This window comes from Flavobacterium sp. FlaQc-49, from assembly GCF_044005985.1.
Taxonomy (GTDB): Bacteria; Bacteroidota; Bacteroidia; order Flavobacteriales; family Flavobacteriaceae; genus Flavobacterium; species Flavobacterium cupriresistens.
Window position 1 is genome coordinate 176,338 of the sequence record NZ_JBIPCS010000007.1, and the last position, 18,546, is coordinate 194,883.

The 18,546-nt window shown below is 35.0% G+C and carries 15 protein-coding genes and 1 tRNA gene; 7 read left to right on the forward strand and 9 right to left on the reverse strand.

Going from position 1 to position 18,546, the window contains the following annotated elements; all coding sequences use genetic code 11:
• Positions 1 to 265 precede the first annotated feature (265 nt).
• From ACHRV3_RS15600 to ACHRV3_RS15625, 6 genes are all read right to left on the reverse strand, one after another.
• Positions 266 to 871, reverse strand: coding sequence for a hypothetical protein (locus ACHRV3_RS15600; RefSeq protein ID WP_047774748.1), 606 nt, complete (start codon positions 869 to 871; stop codon positions 266 to 268).
• Between the two features lie 134 nt (positions 872 to 1,005).
• On the reverse strand, positions 1,006 to 3,852 hold the full coding sequence (locus tag ACHRV3_RS15605; RefSeq protein ID WP_395435316.1) for a T9SS type A sorting domain-containing protein: 2,847 nt from the start codon (positions 3,850 to 3,852) through the stop codon (positions 1,006 to 1,008).
• A gap of 482 nt (positions 3,853 to 4,334) precedes the next feature.
• Positions 4,335 to 6,035, reverse strand: coding sequence for a sodium/sugar symporter (locus tag ACHRV3_RS15610; RefSeq protein ID WP_395435317.1), 1,701 nt, complete (start codon positions 6,033 to 6,035; stop codon positions 4,335 to 4,337).
• A 189-nt stretch (positions 6,036 to 6,224) separates the two neighbouring features.
• A complete protein-coding gene (locus ACHRV3_RS15615; protein WP_395435318.1) occupies positions 6,225 to 7,289 on the reverse strand; it encodes a UDP-glucose--hexose-1-phosphate uridylyltransferase in 1,065 nt (354 codons plus the stop codon).
• Positions 7,290 to 7,305: 16 nt separating this feature from the next.
• Positions 7,306 to 8,466: a galactokinase gene (galK, locus tag ACHRV3_RS15620; protein WP_395435319.1), complete on the reverse strand. Its 1,161-nt coding sequence runs from the start codon at positions 8,464 to 8,466 to the stop codon at positions 7,306 to 7,308.
• Positions 8,467 to 8,513: 47 nt separating this feature from the next.
• Complete coding sequence (locus ACHRV3_RS15625; protein WP_395435320.1) at positions 8,514 to 9,569, reverse strand: aldose epimerase family protein; 1,056 nt, start codon at positions 9,567 to 9,569, stop codon at positions 8,514 to 8,516.
• A gap of 102 nt (positions 9,570 to 9,671) precedes the next feature.
• On the opposite strand from ACHRV3_RS15625, the gene ACHRV3_RS15630 reads away from it, so the two are divergent.
• Entirely contained in the window at positions 9,672 to 10,670 is a 999-nt protein-coding gene (locus ACHRV3_RS15630; protein WP_395435321.1) for a GntR family transcriptional regulator, read from the forward strand.
• Positions 10,671 to 10,750: 80 nt separating this feature from the next.
• Here ACHRV3_RS15630 and ACHRV3_RS15635 read toward each other — a convergent pair whose 3' ends face one another.
• Positions 10,751 to 11,440 carry an NUDIX domain-containing protein gene (locus ACHRV3_RS15635; protein ID WP_047774761.1) on the reverse strand — a complete coding sequence of 230 codons (690 nt, stop codon included), beginning with the start codon at positions 11,438 to 11,440 and terminating at the stop codon, positions 10,751 to 10,753.
• A 345-nt stretch (positions 11,441 to 11,785) separates the two neighbouring features.
• Between ACHRV3_RS15635 and ACHRV3_RS15640 the strand changes: the two genes are divergently transcribed.
• Together ACHRV3_RS15640 and ACHRV3_RS15645 are read left to right on the forward strand one after the other, a co-directional pair.
• Positions 11,786 to 12,511 carry a CPBP family intramembrane glutamic endopeptidase gene (locus ACHRV3_RS15640; RefSeq protein WP_395435322.1) on the forward strand — a complete coding sequence of 242 codons (726 nt, stop codon included), beginning with the start codon at positions 11,786 to 11,788 and terminating at the stop codon, positions 12,509 to 12,511.
• A gap of 78 nt (positions 12,512 to 12,589) precedes the next feature.
• The gene (locus tag ACHRV3_RS15645) at positions 12,590 to 13,057 is read left to right on the forward strand and encodes an OsmC family protein (protein ID WP_395435323.1); all 468 of its coding nucleotides are present in this window, start codon (positions 12,590 to 12,592) and stop codon (positions 13,055 to 13,057) included.
• 119 nt (positions 13,058 to 13,176) lie between these two features.
• On the opposite strand, the gene ACHRV3_RS15650 is transcribed toward ACHRV3_RS15645, so the two are convergent.
• Both ACHRV3_RS15650 and ACHRV3_RS15655 read right to left on the reverse strand, forming a co-directional pair.
• Positions 13,177 to 13,362: a hypothetical protein gene (locus ACHRV3_RS15650; RefSeq protein WP_395435324.1), complete on the reverse strand. Its 186-nt coding sequence runs from the start codon at positions 13,360 to 13,362 to the stop codon at positions 13,177 to 13,179.
• Between the two features lie 526 nt (positions 13,363 to 13,888).
• A tRNA-Leu gene (locus ACHRV3_RS15655) sits at positions 13,889 to 13,968 on the reverse strand.
• Between the two features lie 301 nt (positions 13,969 to 14,269).
• Between ACHRV3_RS15655 and ACHRV3_RS15660 the strand changes: the two genes are divergently transcribed.
• From ACHRV3_RS15660 to ACHRV3_RS15675, 4 genes are all read left to right on the forward strand, one after another.
• A complete protein-coding gene (locus ACHRV3_RS15660; RefSeq protein ID WP_047774973.1) occupies positions 14,270 to 15,211 on the forward strand; it encodes a ribose-phosphate pyrophosphokinase in 942 nt (313 codons plus the stop codon).
• Between the two features lie 114 nt (positions 15,212 to 15,325).
• Positions 15,326 to 15,937 (forward strand): 50S ribosomal protein L25/general stress protein Ctc, encoded by a 612-nt coding sequence (locus ACHRV3_RS15665; RefSeq protein ID WP_047774772.1) that lies wholly within the window; start codon positions 15,326 to 15,328, stop codon positions 15,935 to 15,937.
• A 405-nt stretch (positions 15,938 to 16,342) separates the two neighbouring features.
• Complete coding sequence (gene pth / locus ACHRV3_RS15670; protein ID WP_395435325.1) at positions 16,343 to 16,969, forward strand: aminoacyl-tRNA hydrolase; 627 nt, start codon at positions 16,343 to 16,345, stop codon at positions 16,967 to 16,969.
• 138 nt (positions 16,970 to 17,107) lie between these two features.
• Complete coding sequence (locus ACHRV3_RS15675) at positions 17,108 to 17,716, forward strand: superoxide dismutase (protein WP_047774775.1); 609 nt, start codon at positions 17,108 to 17,110, stop codon at positions 17,714 to 17,716.
• Positions 17,717 to 18,546 lie beyond the last annotated feature (830 nt).

The window sequence follows — 18,546 nt, forward strand, 5'->3', positions numbered from 1 at the left end:
TACTTTTTTCATCACCCTTCTTTTTAAGCCTGTATTTCCCAACTTTTCGCTTTGACGATCTCGCAAAGGCGCCAAGTCGCTAAGTTTTTTTTCTGCTTTTTCATTAAAACTTTGCGATTTTGAGACTCCGCGAGATTTTTACTTCCTCATAACTGTTGAACTTGATCCTTATTTTTCAAAAAGGTAAAAAGGAGTCATAAAAAAAGGGATACCATTATAGTTTCCCTTTCGTGTGTTTTTTTGAAGATAGTATAGATTCGAAATCTTATCTGTATGCTTTTTTCAACAACATTTTAGACAATGATTTTGCTGTTTTGGCATAACCTTCTCCAATTCTGGATTCGTTACTATAGTTGTTTCCCCATTGGTCTCCAGGAGCTTCGTCACTGGTGATTTCAAGTAAAACTTTTGATTTATTTGCGGTTTCAACAAATCTTAAATTGGTAGTCACTTTTGCATGTTGTTTCATGATACCGGCATCCCAACCCGGATAAACCCAAATAGTTTGTACAATTAAGGTATAAGGGGTATTTAATCCTTCTTGAAAATTAACGTCTTTTTTATCTTTTACTAAAACAACATTGGCGATCTCTAAAAATTTTGGATTCCAGATTAATTCTTTCGCAGAAACCCATTTCTTTTTCCAAATAGTACCGGTTCCTTTTGTTTTTTCATTTAGATCTGCCTCTCTTTCTGCAACATACTGCGCTTCAGATTTTTTTTCTTTCATCATAGTAAAATTACTATAATCAAACTCAACGTTAATTTCTTTCTGATCTTTTAAAAAATCAAAATTTCCTTGTAACACGTTCATGTCTTGAGAAAAGGCCATTCCTGAGATAAGGAATAAGGCAAGTATTAGTTTTTTCATAAAAAGGGTATTGTTAAAGCGCCAAATGTAAATAATATTTTACTAAAATAATAAGGTATGTAAATAAAAAAAGAGATGCAAAAAACATCTCTTTTATCTTCTTCAACAAACCATTGCTCGCAACGGATTGTTTTCTAGTTTTTTAATATTTTGTTGGAAATCTTTTTACCGTTTTCAAGTTTTACAGCGACTATGTACCATCCGCTTTGAAGTGCGGAAAGGTTGATTTTATTTTTATGTTTCACCGTAATCACATTTTTACCATTCATATCAAAAACATAGACCACTTCTACTTTTTCATTTGTATCAATGTTGAGTTCTTCTTTAACTGGGTTCGGGTAAATAATCAGAGGAGAATTAAATTTTACATCATCATTTATATCCGCAGTATTTAGCGTGCGATTGCCGGAAGTCTGATTGATGTAATAATCCTGTAATTTCTGAATCCAGAAATGATCATCTGTAAGGGTGGTTCCCGGATTTCCGATTCCATCCGTACTAGCTCCTACACCTGCTCCCATTAAGACCAGTTTAGTTCCGCTATTTTTTACCTCTGCGAAATGATTTCCGAAAGTTACTTTTTTGGTTGTAGAATTAACCTGAAGTTTGGGATCAGCATGTTTATTCTGGCTGAAATAGTTATAGCGATTCGTGTCATTTGAGAAATTTACAGTATCCCCAAAGAAAAAAGTAGTAGCAGAATCTTCATAGTGCTGGCTGGTATTATTTAAAATTTGGAAAGGACCAGCTGTTCGTTCATTTAGAGTTTCTGAACCATTGATATGTCCTACGGGGATTTGCCAGAGGACAACATGTTTGCCGGATGCTTCGTAAAGTTTTTGAACAAAATTCAGGTAATTCATCCAGTGGTCATTATTCCAGAACCAGGTATAAGAGAAGGGGTCAGAGGGATCACCTGTGTTTCCGGCGCCCATGGCATCAAGACCATATTTATCAATAGAAATAAAGTCTGCGTTATTAGACATAATTCCCATACTATTGGTGTATTGAAAAATATCTACAGCGGTTTGTTTAATTTTGTTCAATTGGGGAGTAAAGGTGCCGGTATCGGTTTCTCTGATAATTCCTTTTGGACCTGCCACCCCGGATTTTGCCCAAAGATTGAGCTGCCATCCAAATTCCATGTTCAGGTTTTCGTCTGTTCTTTTTTTGTTGAGTTCGTAATTTATTCTTTCTACTAAGGTTTTTAAAGTACCTGCATTTTGAGATATGCTTGTTGCATTCACAGCTGTCGAAGTAGTGACAGGTTCGTTATTCTGCTGCATGTACCCCAGAAAATCAGGCTCTAATACTACTCCAAAAAATTCGTCTCCCAGTTCAGCTTTAACCTGATTCAGAAAAAGGTTGAGATTATTGAAATAAGCGGTCATATAAGAAGCATCTTTTACGTGTGCTAAATCTAACGAGTAAGACTCGCTTCCGTCGGGAATGTTATAGAAAATAAAGAAAGGAATAAGTCCCATTTTTAAAGAATTCCTTGCAAATTTTATTGCTCTGTCCGGCTGCCAGGTATTCCATCCCGATATCGGTCCACCATTGATATAGATGTATCTTACATCCATTCTATTGTTTTTTAGTAGATTACTGTTATCCATCCCGTTGTTGTAAAAAGCGACATCATCGGTAGTGTCTTCAGATACAGATCCTACAGAAACATAGTCAGGATATCTTAGCGGGGTTCCATTTGTATTATCTATTCTTAAACCAAGATGATAGATAGTCCCATCTGAAGTTGTGATTTGAATGCCGGATCTGCCTGCTTTTTTAGGCGTAATTTTTAAAGTATTTCCGGTAATAGTGTAATCAAATATTGTAATGTCTCTCCTTTTTAATGAAGTGATATTCTTATCAAACACGAATGTTTTAGGTGTTCCATTAATTGCTTTTATTTGATTGGGAAGTGAGGCAAAGGAAACATTTTGTGTGGCAGGATTTACAATGTTAAGCTGTAAATTGGTTGTTGCAATGGTACCATTGTTGTCTGTAGCCGCTATTTGTAGTGAATTATTGCCATAATTCTGAGGTGTCCAATTAAAGGTATAAGTGTTTTGTGGATTAGTAGTCACATTAGAATTAGTTCCGGCAGTAAGATCCTTAAACTGAATGCTGCTAATGGAGCTTCCGGACGAAGGCTGAATAGTAAAGTTAATACTTATAGGAGAAAAATTTAGTTGTGAATACGAAGTAGTGTTCGCTGGACTGGTAATAGTTACAACAGCAGGAGCAGTAATGGCAATTTTAACAATTGTGTTTACTACGGTGCTTACTCCGATTGAATTTATGGAGGTGTATCGAATGTTGTAATCTCCATAAGCGGTTGGGGTCCAGTTGTAGGATATCGTGTTTCCGGATACACCCATATTGTAAGACGTATAGGTAGATTCTGTTGTCTTTTTTATTTCGACCTTATTTTGTGTTGCTGAAAAGCCATACAAATTAAGGGTTGCCGTAAGATTGATGGCAGACAAGGTGCTTTTTATAATAATTTGTCCATCTGCGTAAGTTGGAGAAATCGCTATGGGTATGATACACACGCCAATAAAGGTATAGGCAGAAGACTGATCCGGAACTTCTGTCCCTGCGACCCAATATTTAGCTTTATAGATACCATTGCTGTATCGTACCATGTTGTTTACGTTGTAGTTCGGTGTAGCACTGTTCCAGTCAGAAATAGTGCTGCATGCGGTATAAGCCAGAGATGGATTATTAATGATTAATTGTTCATCACAGCTTCCTATTGCAGACCAAATAATGCTTGATCCGGGAGTTGTTCCGGGTCCTTGAGACCAAGAGTTGTTTTTATACACAACATTATTGTATCGGACATAAGAATTACTGGAGTATTGCGTAGCGGAATACCAAGTCGGAATTCCACAAGAGTTGCCCAACTGTGCTTTTGCTAAAGTTGGAATAAAGCAGATAAAAAAAGAGAAGAATAAAAGTTTTAAATTTTTCAGCATAGTAAAAATATTTATTTCGTTATACATTCCGTTAATTCTAATTTCTTAGAGATATGTATCGCTCACTTCTAAAATCAATATTGTGAAACTTAAAAGGAAACGATACGAATATCAAATATAGTAAGAAATTACTTTATATAAACATTGAATAATGTAAGTGAAATATTTGAATTACAAGGATTTTGTTTTTTGCTTCGAAAAAAAAGCAAAGAATTTAGCACTGAATATTTTGTGAGAAATAGTGTAAAATAAGGCTGTGGCCTACATAATTAAAAACCCGGCAGCTTCTTAAAACTTGTCGGGTTTAATTAATTTTAACACATTGAGGCATAGTCAATAAAGCCAAAAAAAGAGGTTTTATCCTAAATAAATAACATAATGTTATAAAATTGTGATTTTCTTCAAACGTTTTTTAAAAACAAACCCGACAGGTTTTTAAAGTCTGTCGGATTTATTTTTTTTTCGAAAAGGAAATAATATAACTACCAGAACTTCACATATAAAGCAACAATGGTCAATAACGTTATTATGATTAAAACCGTTGTTTGTGGTTTAACTTTAAACATTTCCGAGTCTAATTCAAAAGCCTTAGGATTTACTTTTGGTCCCGCAAAACTGATTAGAATCATGGCCAATGTTGTAAAGAAGAAAGACAATCCCATACAAATATGAAACGGAATTTCATAAGCTCCCTTTCCGTTCTTGTAAGCAGTGTATAACAAGGTTTCATTTCCGAATAACATTGGAGCATATTCATTGAATAGTACTGACAATAAAAATCCTAAAATTACACCTATCACAGCTGCTGTACCAGTAGTTCTTTTCCAGAACATACCAAGAATGAACATTGCAAATACGCCGGGGCTAATAAATCCGGTGTATTTTTGAATGTAAGTAAAACCGCCTACACCTCCAATTCCCAAAAGATCATTCCATGTAAACAGAACCGCCAGAAGCATTGCGACAAAAACGGCAATTCGGCCAATATTTACCTGCTGTTTCTCACCAGCCTCTTTTTGGATGTATTTTTTATGAATGTCTAAAGTATAGATCGTAGAGATACTGTTTACTTTTCCCGCCAGTGAAGCTACAATAGCAGCAGTCAGCGCAGCAACAGAAAGTCCTCTGAGTCCTGTTGGAAGGAAAGTTAATACGGCAGAATAAGCACCGTCTTTTCCACCTACTAGTTGAGGTAAGTGTCCGTTTTGATATAAAACATAAGCAGCAATTCCAGGTAACATTACGATTAGTGGCATTAATAATTTTAAGATACCGGCAAATAAAATTCCAGTACGGGCAGTTTGTAAATCAGCACCCAAAGCCCTTTGTGTGATGTATTGGTTGCAACCCCAATAATTTAAATTGATAATCCAGATTCCGGCTATGTACGACATTAAACCCGGAAAGGTTAAGTATTTATCGATATCATGTTGAGAGGTTACGGCCGTTACGGTGGTATCATGTGGTTTAGGGATGATCATTTTGAAATGCTCCGGAGCTTCTCTCATTAGGACTTTAAAACCTTCAATTGCATTTTCTCCAAAGCCAAAATAATGTCCAACCGTTGTCAAAGCAATATAAGAGGTCACTAAACCACCAATAATTAAAACAGCAACCTGAATAACATCGGTATACGCGACCACTTTCATTCCTCCTAATGAAATAACCAAAGCAAATAAGGCCAGGCCAATCATAATTACGTGTAAATATTCTCCACCCGCAAGACCGTTGATGGCAACGGCGCCGAGATATAAAATAGAGGTTAAGTTCACAAAAACATACAGAAACAACCAAAAGACAGCCATGATTAAGGCAGTCGATTCATTATAACGTGTTTTTAAGAATTGAGGCATGGTGTAAATCTTATTTTTAAGATATACAGGAATAAACCAAACAGCTACAATAATTAAGGCAATAGCGGCAATCCATTCGTAAGCCGCAACGGCGATTCCCAAAAAGAAACCTTCACCGCTCATTCCGATAAATTGCTCTGCAGAAATATTGGAAGCAATTAAAGATGCACCAATTGCCCACCAGGTTAAATTACCCTCTGCCAGAAAGTAAGCCTTAGCATCTTGTTCGTCTTTTTTGCGTTTGCGGTAAATCGTGTAACCGTAGGAAGCCACTACGATAAAATAGATAATAAAAACCGCATAATCGGCGATAGCAAGGTTTTGGTTCATTGGTTTTGGTATTTAAAATGGTTAGTAAAGGGTATGCTTGTGGTTTTTTTGGTTTGGGGTAAAGGGTGGTTTGTAATGTTTTTTTTGGTTAAAAGACGAGCAAGATTTAAAGGTGGAATAAAAATTAAATCTTGCTCATTTAATGTGTTTGTTTTTTTGATTTATGTAGGGGCAATTGGAACTTGATATTTAATTTGCTTTTACTTTAGCAGTTTTATAATGTACATCTGATAATTGTCTTAAGACTTCTGCACTTTTTTCAGGAGTACTGTCTCTTTGTGATTCTCCTAACATTTCATAGCCGACCATAAATTTTTTGACCGAGGCAGATCGTAATAAAGGCGGATAAAAATGCATATGAAAATGCCATTCGGAATGTTCTAATCCATCTGTTGGAGATTGGTGAATTCCCGAAGAATAAGGAAAAGAAGTATTGAATAAATTATCGTATTTAGCGGTTAGTTGCTTTATTATTTTAGCAAACGAACCCGTTTCATCTGTAGTTAAATCCGTGATTTTTCCAAAAGATCGTTTACTGATAATCATGGTTTCATAAGGCCAGATGGCCCAAAAAGGAACCAGAGCGACAAAGTGATCATTCTCGATTACAATACGTTCTCCGGATCTTAATTCTGCTTTAAGATAATCGGCCAGTAACGTTGTTCCGTTTTTATCAAAGTAAGCTTTTTGATTGTTTTGTGTTTTTTCAACCTGAGTCGGTAAGGAGGATTGCGCCCAAATCTGACCATGTGGATGCGGATTACTACACCCCATTACAGCTCCTTTGTTTTCGAAAATTTGAACGTAGTTGATGTACTTTATGTTTCCTAACTCCGTATACTCTTTTTTCCAGGTGGTAATGATATTTTCAATTTCGTCAATATCCATTTCCGGTAGGGTAAGATCATGTCTTGGAGAAAAGCAAACTACTCGTGAAATACCACGTTCCGGCTGTGCCTTAAAAAAAGTGTGTTTAATGTCTTCCTCAAACATAATTTCATCCTGCTTCATAGCGGCGAAATCATTTTCAAAAACAAAACTGTTGTCGTATTTCGGATTGTGCATTCCGTTGGCCCGGGCATTACCAGGACAGAGGTAACAAGTTGGGTCATGTTTGGGCAAGGCTTCAGTAGAAATAGTTTCGTTTTGGCCTTGCCAGGGACGTTTTGCACGATGGGGTGAGACCAAAACCCATTCGTTAATTAGTGGATTGAAACGTCTGTGCGGATCTTCGGTAATGTCAAAGTTTTTCATTGTGATTGTAGTGGGATTAAATGAGAATTGTTCCGTTTGAAATTTTTACATCATAAAATTTTAATTCAATCCCAAATGTATTTAAATAAAGATTCGAAAACTTGTTTTTGACCTCATTTTCGCTACCTTTTTTAATTAAATTTAGAGTGCAACCACCAAAGCCGCCACCCATTAATCGGGAACCAATTATCGTATCATCTGCTTTTGCTGTAGCTACAAGCATGTCTAACTCAGCACAACTAACTTCATACTCTTGAGACAAACCGTTATGAGTTTCAAAAAGTAGCGCTCCTAAAAGTTCGATATTTCCATTGTCTAATGCCTCGCAAGCTTTTTGTACCCGATTTATTTCTTTTACAACAAAATGAACTCTTTTAAATATAATGGGATTCATTTTATCCTGAAGGCTCAAAAGTTGTTGCTCACTACAATCTTTAAAACTTTTTATTTCGGGAAAATGACTTTTAATAAAAGACAACCCTTCTTCACACTCCATTCTTCTGGTATTATATTCAGAAGTAAAGAGAGAATGTTTTACATTGCTGTCCATCAGCATCAGAGAATAATCTTTGAAATTGGCGTCATGATATTCAAATTCTAAAGTGTTACAGTCTAATTTGATTACTTTATTTTCAATTCCATGAACACTTGAAAACTGATCCATGATTCCGCAATTGATTCCTACCCAATGTTCTGCTTTCTGACCCATTAGTGCGATATCAACTTTTTTGATGGTAAGGTCAAAAAGTGCTGCAACCCCGAAAATCATTCCACATTCCAATGCCGCAGAAGAAGACAATCCTGAACCCACGGGAATAGTACTGCTGAAAACACAGTTGAAACCTTCAAAAGAAAATCCATTATCCTGTAGTTGTTTTAGCACTCCGCGGATGTAATTGGTCCAGGTGACTTCACTTAATTGAATCTCTTTTGTTAAATCAACCTCGAATTCTTCATTTAAATCGAGAGCAATTATTTTAGATGTAGTGCTGTTGTTTTTTGCAAAAGTGAAACAAATTACTTTGTCAATTGCAGCCGGTAAAACATAACCATCATTGTAGTCAATATGTTCCCCAATAATGTTGATCCTTCCCGGGGAAAGTACTGTTTTCTGCGGTGAGTTGCCAAAAGACTTCTCAAAAAAAGCGGTGGTATTTTGTATTAAAGTGTCACTCATTATTTTGTAATTATAAAAGGAATGTCCGGTCGTTTTTTCAGAAACTTTTAATTTAAATTTTCAAATCGATAAACCGTTCGCTGTCGGTATTCTTCCCCTTTTCTTAAAACCGAATTCGGGAAGTGTTTGTGATTTGGCGCATCCGGAAAATTTTGTGTTTCAAAACAAATTCCGCTTGACGAATGATAAGCTACGTTTTCTTTTCCTTTTAGTTGGTTGAAACAATTTCCTCCAATATAAACATGAACAATCGGCTGATCGGTGTAAACGCTCATTTGTAAATTGTTTTTTGAACTGATTAATTTTGCAATAACATCCGTTTCAGAATGCACCACAAAAGAAGTGTCAATCGGGAATGGGCATCTTTTTGGTGTTCTGAAGTCAAATTCATGATCCTCAAGTGCAATTAATTGTCCCGTTGGGATATTGTGATCGTTTGTTTCTACTATTTGAACCGATTCGATATACAATTCCTGATCTAAAACAGAAGAATCGGCACCGTTGAGGTTAAAATAACTGTGATTCGTCAGATTGATAATTGTATCGTCGGTCGTTGTTGCTTTGTATTCTAACTTTAATTCGTTTTCTTCTGTCAGGGTATAAGTCAGATAAACCTGAAGCTCTCCCGGGAAATTCTCGTCTGAATCTTCGCTTAAAAGACTAAACGTTATCGCAGAATCTTTACCCGAAGTTGTATTGGTGACCTCCCACACTTTTCTTCCAAAACCAAAATTGCCACCATGTAAAGTAGTACCATTATTGTTGTCCGGAAGCTCAAAAGTTTTATCGTTTAGCGTAAAAGAAGCCTTGTTGATTCTTCCTGCATATCGACCAACAGTGGTTCCAAAATAGGGCGGGGTTGGCAAAGCATAAGATTCTAAATAAGATTCCAGTGTATCAAATCCCAAAACGACGTCGGTCAATTTCCCGTTCGAAAGCGGAACTTGTAACGAGGTAACCGTCGCTCCATAATTGATAATCTGAACTTTCATTCCATTTTTGTTGGCCAACTCAAAAGAATAAATTTCTTCGTTATTTGGCATTAAACCAAATAATTTGGAACCGAATAGATTCTGAGGAGCGGCAATATGTTTTGTTTTCATATAATTTTCTATCAAAAATGGAATTCAAAAGTAAAAACATTTGAAAAACTTACATACCAGTACCTACCAGTTTTTTGTATATTGCGCAAAAAAATATTTTCTATGAACGTAATTTCTGTCCAAAACAATCTTGGTCTTCCAAAATACAAGCAAATAATTCTTTCAATTGAGAAGGCAATTGAAGAGGAGAAATTAGTAAAAGGAGACAGGTTGCCATCGGTAAATAAAGTTTGTCTGGCTTTTTCGTTGTCGCGGGATACCGTTTTACAAGGGTATGATGAACTCAAAAAAAGAGGGATTATTTATGCCATACCAGGCAAAGGATATTATGTGAAAAGTGTTGAAACAACCATAAAACATAAAGTATTTTTACTTTTTGATGAATTGAATATTTTTAAGGAAGATATTTATAATTCGTTTCTGAAAAATATCGGGAAGAATGTTCAGGTAGATATTTTCTTTCATCATTTTAATCTTCAGGTATTTCAAAAACTCATAAACGACAGCAACGGGAATTACACCAAATACATTATTATGCCAACCGACTTAACCGATTTGGTGGATGCTATAAAAACCCTACCAGTAAACGAGGTAATTATACTGGATCAGACCAATCCGGATTTAAAAGTTTATCCTGCCATTTATCAAAATCATAAAAAGGATATTTTTGAAGGGTTATTAAAAGGGAAAACACGATTAAGTAAATACAGGAAATTGATTTTGATTTTTCCGGGATCCAAAGAACCGTTGGGAATGAAATTAGGGTTTGAAGATTTTTGTATGCAGTATCATTTTGAATACGAAATTATAAGAGAATTTACAGACAGAGAAATCACAATTGGAGATCTTTATATCATTCCGAATGATCGTGATCTGGTAAAGGTAATTGAGGATGCAGGAAATCAGAATCTAAAATTAGGAAGTGATTTTGGTATTATTTCGTATAATGAAACCCCCTTAAAGAAAATCGTAGCCAACGGAATTACCACAATTTCAACCCATTTTGAGGCTATGGGAGAAATTTTAGCCGAAATGGTTTTAAAGGGAAGTAAAGATCAGATCGAAAACAGGTCTTCTCTAATTATGCGAAATTCGCTGTAAAGCTTTATTTTTTAAGGTAAAAAAAAACACCCCTGAAAAAAATATTTTGTCAGGGGTGTTGTATGTGATCGTCTACTTTTTTACAAGTTCAGCGCAAAATTATTCAATAATTTTTCTTCGTATTTCTCTTTGTTGAAAGTATAGAGATAAGAGCCTTTTCGGGAAGACTGCATGTCTTTTTCGTCTAATTTGTTTAGAATCTCTAAAGAATTAATCTTACTGATAAAGTTTCGTTTGTCTAATTCTTTACTCAAAATAGCTTCGTATAATTCCTGTAATTGACGCATGGTGAATTTTTCAGGCAGTAATTCAAATCCAATTGGTTTTATAGAGGTTTTGTATTGCAATCTGCCAATAGCATGCTGTAACATGTCGTCGTGGTCAAAAATTAATTTCGGAATATCATTGATGCTAAACCATTTGGCATGATAGTTCTGAATTAGTTCTGCGTTATGATTTTCGATATTGATTAAAGCATAATAAGAAACGGAAATAGTTCGATCAACAGGATCACGATCAATTTCGCTGTAAGCATACAATTGCTCCATATAAATATCGTTTAGACCTGTAGAAGTGTTTAAGATTCTGACAGCAGCACTATCCAGCGATTCATCTCGTCTTAAAAAACCGCCAATCAAAGACCATTTTCCTTTTTCCGGCTCAATATCCCTTTTTATTAAGAGTATTTTCAACCCCTCGTGGTCAAATCCAAAAATAATACAATCTACTGCTAATAAAACCTTATCGGCAGTGCTATAGTTGTTTAGCATAGTCTAATTTTTGCTGGTAAAGATATAAACTTCCTAATGGGTTTCATGCTTTATAATGTTGTTTTTACATTTAATAGCTATAGTTCTGAAAATAGGTCTTTACTATTTTGTTTTTTGGTCCGAAATCTGATTCCAGTTTCCCTAATAAGTTTCAAATTTAATATAAAGTTATCTATTTGCATAAAATTTCTTGCGAAGCACTTTTAAGTACTTTTATGTTTTATTTTTGAAATAGGCAAGTAAGATGATCTGATGAAGCAATAAAACAAAAGAAACCGCTATTTTTTTGATTTTAAACTAACTGCGGATCTTACAAAAGGCAGAACTAATTTTGATAAAAACCGAATGAGAATAAATTTTATAATGGAAAGTGTTTTGCCGGTATTACTTATACTGCCTCTGATGCTTCTTCTGCTCAAAGACAAATCTCAAGTTAAAACGATCATACTTTTTACGGTTATTTTTATTTTATATCAGTTAATTCTTAAGGCTCCAAAGGAGTTTGTTACGCTTCAGGTAATAAAAGGGCAATGGAATTGGACGGGAAAGCTGCTGGGAATACTTTTTGGACTTTTGATATATACGGTACTAAAAAACAAATTAAAACCATTTGATTTTTTACGATTTAAGCAGGATTCAAAGGCCTTTTCGAAGACAATATGGGCTGCGGTTTTGATGGTTTGCACTTCTTTTTTCTCGTATTTCGATAGTCCGAAAGAATGGGATTGGGAGACCTTATTCTATCAATTATCAATGCCGGGTCTGGATGAAGAGATAATGTTCAGAGCTATTTTGTTGGGTCTGTTATTAATTTCATTAAAAGACAAAATTAAAATTGGCAAATGGAGTTTGGGAAATCCGGGTGTTTTAATTATCGGAATTTTGTTCGGACTTGTACATGCACTTCATTTTAAAAGTACTATTGAATTCGAAATATATGTTTTCATCTGTACCTTTTTGTCCGGTTATATTTGGAGTTGGATAACAGTTGAAAGTAAAAGTATCTTACTACCCGTTATCTCCCACAATCTGACCAATTTTTTGCAGAATTTACTAAGAATGGTGAAATGAAAAAGTACCGAACTATTATATTAGCGCAAAGTAGCGCTATTCGTAGCAGAAATAAACAACTACATTTGAAATAAAAATATGGCATTCAAACATCTTTTTAAAGCAACGGCAAAATGGTCATCAAAACAAAATCCGGAATTAGCTTCCCGATTTTACAGCAAAAGCCATACAATTTCATTGGAAGGAAAACCGATTTTAGAGGTGTCGGCAGCAAAAGCTTTCAAGGGTGATCCGTCCTTATACAATCCCGAAGATTTACTGTTGAGTAGTTTGGTTTCCTGCCACATGATGTCTTACCTGTATGTCTGCTCTCAAAACGGAATTGAAGTTTTAGCATATTCCGACAATGCCGAAGCAACGCTAGAAGTAAATCCTGATGGCAGCGGTCGTTTTACAGAAGTTCGTTTAAATCCAAAAGTGACGATTGCCAATTCAGATAAAGTTGAATTAGCAGTAACATTGCACAAAAAAGCCAACCAATTGTGTTTCATTGCCAATTCCTGCAATTTTCCGGTTGTGCATCATGCAAGTTGTGAGGTAATTTAAAAAGAAAGGACACGGTTGAAGTAGCTTCAGATTGGCTTAACTATTTCTTTTTTCGCTCCAACGTACACAAAATAAAAAAATCTAAGTCCTCAAAACTTGGAATTTGGATTTTCAATTTTTTAAATTTTATTCCTGTAGTCTTTAATCAAAATGTAAATAGAAAAAACAAAGACAATACTATAAAGAATGGCCAGACCATTGTGTTCAAATTTTAGTTTTTCAAAGTTGAACTGCTTATACAAAGTACTTCCCAGAATGATTGCTACAATTAAAAAAATAAAGTTTAGTGATTTTTTATTCTTCATGTTTTATTGGTTTAGGAGGATTTCAATTAAAAGGGTTACTATAAAGGAAGGAAAGATAGAAACGATCATTCCTAACTTGAGTTGCTTGTAAATTTAGAAAAAAACAGTAAAATCAGGAAGTAATACAATAATAATTAATAAAGAATCAACTGATACAGAATATTTTAAGTTGACTTCAAGTACAAATCCTAAAACCAAAGCTGACAGGTTTCAAAAACCTGTCAGCTTTAATCCGCAAAGATTGGAATTTGGAATTTCAAAATTTGGAATTTCAAAAACTGTCAAAATCAGGAAGTAATACGATAATAATTAATAAAGGAATCAACTGATGCAGAATGTTTTAAGTTGATTTCAAATACAAATCCTAAAAACCTGTCAGCTTTAATTCACAAAAACATATAAAACGTTTCTCTAAGATTGGAATTTGGAATTTCAAAATTTGGAATTTACCCCATTTTATTCATTTTTTCTGAATTTTCAAAACTCCCTAAAACCAAAAAAACCTCTTCGAAAGAAGAGGTTTTTGTACCCGGAGCCGGAGTCGAACCGGCACGGTTTCCCACAGGTGTTTGAGACCAGCGCGTCTACCAATTCCGCCATCCGGGCTTAGCAGACGAAAAAACAATCAAAAAAGTGATTATTTTAACGCAATAGAATAAGTAATTATGATGTCATAACTGTGCCTATTCCTTTAACACGGTGCAAATGTAAAAAATAATTTTAAATGAACTACTAAAAATACTTAAATTTTTCCTTTCAGTGTCCAATAAATTTTCTAAATTTGCACCTCGTTAAAACGACGCACACACAACTAACTACACCCGAGGCATTTATGCAGGTCTTGCTTTACTGAAAATGATAAAGCCGAATCGTGCAGAGTGCAGCGGAGCAAAAACAAAAAATTATAATGTCGCACCTAGAACCAGAAGCTAAAATTTTTGCTTGTTCACAAAGTGTTTATCTTGCAGAAAAAATTGCAGAACAATACGGAATTCCGTTAGGGAAAGTAACGATGTCAACATACAGTGATGGAGAATTTCAACCATCGTATGAAGAATCAATTAGAGGATTACGTGTTTTTATCGTTTGTTCGACATTTCCAACAGCCGATAATTTGATGGAATTGTTACTAATGATTGATGCAGCAAAGCGTGCATCAGCAAGACACATTACAGCTGTTATGCCTTATTTTGGTTGGGCAAGACAGGATAGAAAAGACAAACCAAGAGTTCCGATTGGAGCAAAATTAGTAGCTAATTTATTAGATGCTGCCGGAGCGACAAGAGTAATGACAATGGATTTACACGCAGATCAAATCCAGGGGTTTTTCGAAAAACCGGTAGACCATTTATTTGCCTCTACCATCTTTTTACCATACGTAGAAAGTTTAAAGTTAGAAAATCTAACTATTGCATCTCCGGATATGGGAGGTTCAAAAAGAGCATATGCTTACTCTAAGTTTTTAGAATCAGATGTAGTGATCTGTTACAAACAAAGAAAAGCAGCTAACGTTATCGACACTATGGAGCTGATTGGTGAAGTAAAAGGACGTAACGTAATACTAGTAGACGACATGATCGATACGGGTGGAACACTAGCGAAAGCAGCAGACTTAATGATCGAAAAAGGAGCATTAAGCGTTAGAGCAATTTGTACACACGCTATATTATCAGGTGACGCTTACGATAAAATTGAAAATTCGAAATTAAGCGAATTAATAGTTACCGATTCTATTCCGTTAAAGAGAGAATCAAAGAAAATAAGAGTAGTGAGTTGTGCACCTCTTTTTGCTGAAGTTATGCACATGGTGCACCACAACAATTCCATTAGTGGGAAATTTATCATGTAAGTATTGGCAGTAGGCTATAAGCAAACTCAAAATAATATCATGACAAAAAGCCTAAAGCGTATTGCTTAAAGCTTATAACAATAAATATTTATTAATAACTATATTTTTTTTACAATGAAATCGATTACAATTAAAGGATCAGAAAGAGAAAGCGTGGGCAAAGTGTCAACTAAAGCCTTACGTAATGCTGGAGCGGTTCCTTGCGTGTTATACGGAGGAAATCAAGCAGTACACTTCTCAGCAGACGCTGCAGCGTTCAAAAACTTGGTTTACACTCCAAATGCACACACAGTTGTGATTGAGCTTGGAAAAGGAAAATCATTCAATGCAATTTTGCAAGATATCCAAGTTCACCCAGTATCAGACAAAATTTTACACATTGACTTCTTTCAATTATTTGATGACAAAGAAATCACTATGGAAGTTCCTGTGAAAATCGTTGGTACATCTAAAGGTGTTCTTGCAGGTGGTGTTTTACGTTTAAACACTCGTAAATTAAAAGTTAAAGCTTTACCTAAAGATCTTCCTGATTTTGTTGAAGCTGACATTACTCCACTTGAAATGGGTAACAAATTATACGTTACTAAAGTTGGTTCACCAGAATACAAAGTTATGCACCCAGACAACACTGTTGTTGCTCAGGTAAGAATTTCTCGTGCTGCTATGAAAGCTGCTCAAGAAGCTGCAAAAGCTGCAAAAGCGCCTGCAAAAGGAAAGAAAAAATAATTTTTTTTCAATTCAAATACAAAAGCATCAGTTGCAAAACTGGTGCTTTTTTTTTGTTCTAAAGTTTCTGAGTTATTAAGCTTTTTAGTGAGTAAGTTATTGAAATGATTTGATTTTAAATCCTTACGTTCATTACGGTTAAAGGCTTTTCTTGCAGATTAATTATCTTTCTAGCAACACTCTCTCTCATACTATTGTCCCCCTGAGCGAAGTCGAAGGGCTTGTTAGGTAAAAAGGGCTTCGACTCCGTTCAGCCTGACAGTGGGGAATTTTCAAGAGGCTCTGCAAAAAAAACTAACATCGTTTGCAATTAAACCCAAAGTAGAGAAATTATCTAATTGTCACATTATCTAATTACCACATTCTCCAATTGCCACATTCCCAAATTAACCCTATTTTTGTATCATGATAAAATGGATACAAAACCTGTTTTCATCAGCAAAAACAGAAGAGAATATAGATTATATGAAGAAATATTTAATCGTGGGATTAGGCAACATAGGGGCTGAATACGTAAACACAAGACATAATATCGGATTTAAAGTGTTAGATTTTTTAGCTAAAAAAGAAGGACTTTCTTTTGAAACAGTAAAACTTGGCGCTCTTGCCGAATACAAATTTAAAGGAAGAACTTTTTTTCTTCTAAAGCCTAACACTTACATGAATCTAAGCGGGAAGGCTGTGAAACATTGGATGGATAAAGAAAATATTCCATTAGAGAATATTTTGGTTATTACAGATGATTTAAACCTTTCTTTCGGAACGATCCGGATCAAGCCAAAAGGCAGTGACGGTGGACATAACGGACTAAAAAACATCAATCTGGTACTGAATACTCAAAATTATACCCGTTTTAGATTTGGTATCAGTGACCAATTTAAAAAAGGACTACAAGTAGATTATGTTTTAGGAGATTGGGACGAAGAGGAAAAAGCAAAATTACAGGAGCGTCTGGAAATGTCTTCAGAAATTATTAAATCATTTGGAACTGCCGGTTTAGAGAATACAATGACTTCTTTTAACGGAAAGTAAAGATTTACAGGTGTTTATGTTCTTAAATGCCGAATTATCAATTAATTAAATTGAATTATAACGAAATAGTATTTTCTATTCCAAAGTTAAATGTTTAATTTTGGGATAAATTATTATAAACCATAAAATCGCAATACCATGGCTTTTGAATTACCACAATTACCTTATGCATATGATGCATTAGAACCACATATTGATGCTCGTACAATGGAAATTCACCATTCAAAACATCATAATGCTTACACGACAAATCTTAATGCAGCAATCGCGGGAACAGATTTAGAAGGGAAAACAATCGAAAATATCTTAATCAATTTAGATAAATCAAACGCTGCTGTTCGTAATAATGGTGGTGGTTTCTATAATCACAATTTATTCTGGACTGTAATGACTCCAAACGGTGGTGGATTGCCAACAGGTGATTTATTAGCTGCAATCGAATCTTCTTTTGGAACTTTTGAAGAATTCAAAGCAAAATTCGCTAAAGCAGGTGCAACACAATTTGGTTCAGGATGGGCTTGGTTATGTGTACACAAAGGTGGGAAATTAGATGTTTGCGGAACTCCAAACCAAGACAACCCGTTAATGCCGGAAGTTGGTTGCGGTGGAACACCAATCTTAGGAATGGATGTTTGGGAGCACGCTTATTACTTACACTACCAAAACAGAAGACCGGATTATATTGAAGCTTTCTTCAGTGTAATTAACTGGACAGAAGTAGCAAGAAGATTTGCATTAGACAAATAGTCTTTTTCGCAGGATATAAAACCCGATTAATTCGTAAAGAGTTAATCGGGTTTTTTTATGCCCTTTTTTTTTGGATCGTATACCGAAGTAGTGAGGTAAACTTCCTGTAGAGATCTGTTTCTTTTTTTGTGTCACTTGCTCTTTTGTGTCATTTCGAGCGAAGTCGAGAAATCGCACAAGCTGAGCACGCACTGTATGGAATATTGAATGCGATTTCTCGTGCCTCGAAAGGACAAGATTACGGGAAATTTGGTTTGAAAAACGTATAATTCAATTGTTTTTGAATTTGATGTTTTTTGTGTGTCTTAGAGTTGTCCTACTGTAGAAAACAAGAGCATAAGTAAGTCAAAGACGTATGAAACAGATTGATTAAGTAAGAGCCTTCTTTTGTTGATAATAAAGCAAGATAGAAGATGAAGTTAGGGGAGGATCATTCCAGTTTGACTCCCAATAATTTTTGGAATTTGGGATTTAAAAAATTTGGAATTTAAAATTAAGTGCCTTTGTTCCAATAAAAAAGGTGGAATTGCTTCCACCTTTTTTGCCCCAAATCTACCATATACTTAACCTACTAATGTTATGGTATAGTAAAAGTAGGATAGTGATGCGGTACCGCCAAATATTTTAGACGAAGTGCAAATATATTCGATGAAATACGTAATTTCTTACCTCAGTTAATTCCTTGACTTTATTCCAATAAAAAAGGTGGAATTACTTCCACCCTTTTTGCCCCAAATCTACCATAAACTTAACCTACTAATGTTATGGTAGTTCAAAAGTATCGTAGCAGATCGATTTTGCCAAACATTTAGGATTAAAGGCAAAAAAAA

Bases quoted from the DNA above. Each gene is read 5' to 3' on its own strand.
- ACHRV3_RS15630 (WP_395435321.1), top strand. From the start codon at position 9,672: ATGAACGTAATTTCTGTCCAAAACAATCTTGGTCTTCCAAAATACAAG.
- galK (WP_395435319.1), bottom strand. From the start codon at position 8,466: ATGAGTGACACTTTAATACAAAATACCACCGCTTTTTTTGAGAAGTCT.
- ACHRV3_RS15615 (WP_395435318.1), bottom strand. From the start codon at position 7,289: ATGAAAAACTTTGACATTACCGAAGATCCGCACAGACGTTTCAATCCA.
- ACHRV3_RS15625 (WP_395435320.1), bottom strand. From the start codon at position 9,569: ATGAAAACAAAACATATTGCCGCTCCTCAGAATCTATTCGGTTCCAAA.
- ACHRV3_RS15660 (WP_047774973.1), top strand. From the start codon at position 14,270: ATGTCGCACCTAGAACCAGAAGCTAAAATTTTTGCTTGTTCACAAAGT.
- ACHRV3_RS15650 (WP_395435324.1), bottom strand. From the start codon at position 13,362: ATGAAGAATAAAAAATCACTAAACTTTATTTTTTTAATTGTAGCAATC.
- ACHRV3_RS15645 (WP_395435323.1), top strand. From the start codon at position 12,590: ATGGCATTCAAACATCTTTTTAAAGCAACGGCAAAATGGTCATCAAAA.
- ACHRV3_RS15635 (WP_047774761.1), bottom strand. From the start codon at position 11,440: ATGCTAAACAACTATAGCACTGCCGATAAGGTTTTATTAGCAGTAGAT.
- ACHRV3_RS15610 (WP_395435317.1), bottom strand. From the start codon at position 6,035: ATGAACCAAAACCTTGCTATCGCCGATTATGCGGTTTTTATTATCTAT.
- pth (WP_395435325.1), top strand. From the start codon at position 16,343: ATGATAAAATGGATACAAAACCTGTTTTCATCAGCAAAAACAGAAGAG.
- ACHRV3_RS15600 (WP_047774748.1), bottom strand. From the start codon at position 871: ATGAAAAAACTAATACTTGCCTTATTCCTTATCTCAGGAATGGCCTTT.
- ACHRV3_RS15640 (WP_395435322.1), top strand. From the start codon at position 11,786: ATGAGAATAAATTTTATAATGGAAAGTGTTTTGCCGGTATTACTTATA.
- ACHRV3_RS15675 (WP_047774775.1), top strand. From the start codon at position 17,108: ATGGCTTTTGAATTACCACAATTACCTTATGCATATGATGCATTAGAA.
- ACHRV3_RS15605 (WP_395435316.1), bottom strand. From the start codon at position 3,852: ATGCTGAAAAATTTAAAACTTTTATTCTTCTCTTTTTTTATCTGCTTT.
- ACHRV3_RS15665 (WP_047774772.1), top strand. From the start codon at position 15,326: ATGAAATCGATTACAATTAAAGGATCAGAAAGAGAAAGCGTGGGCAAA.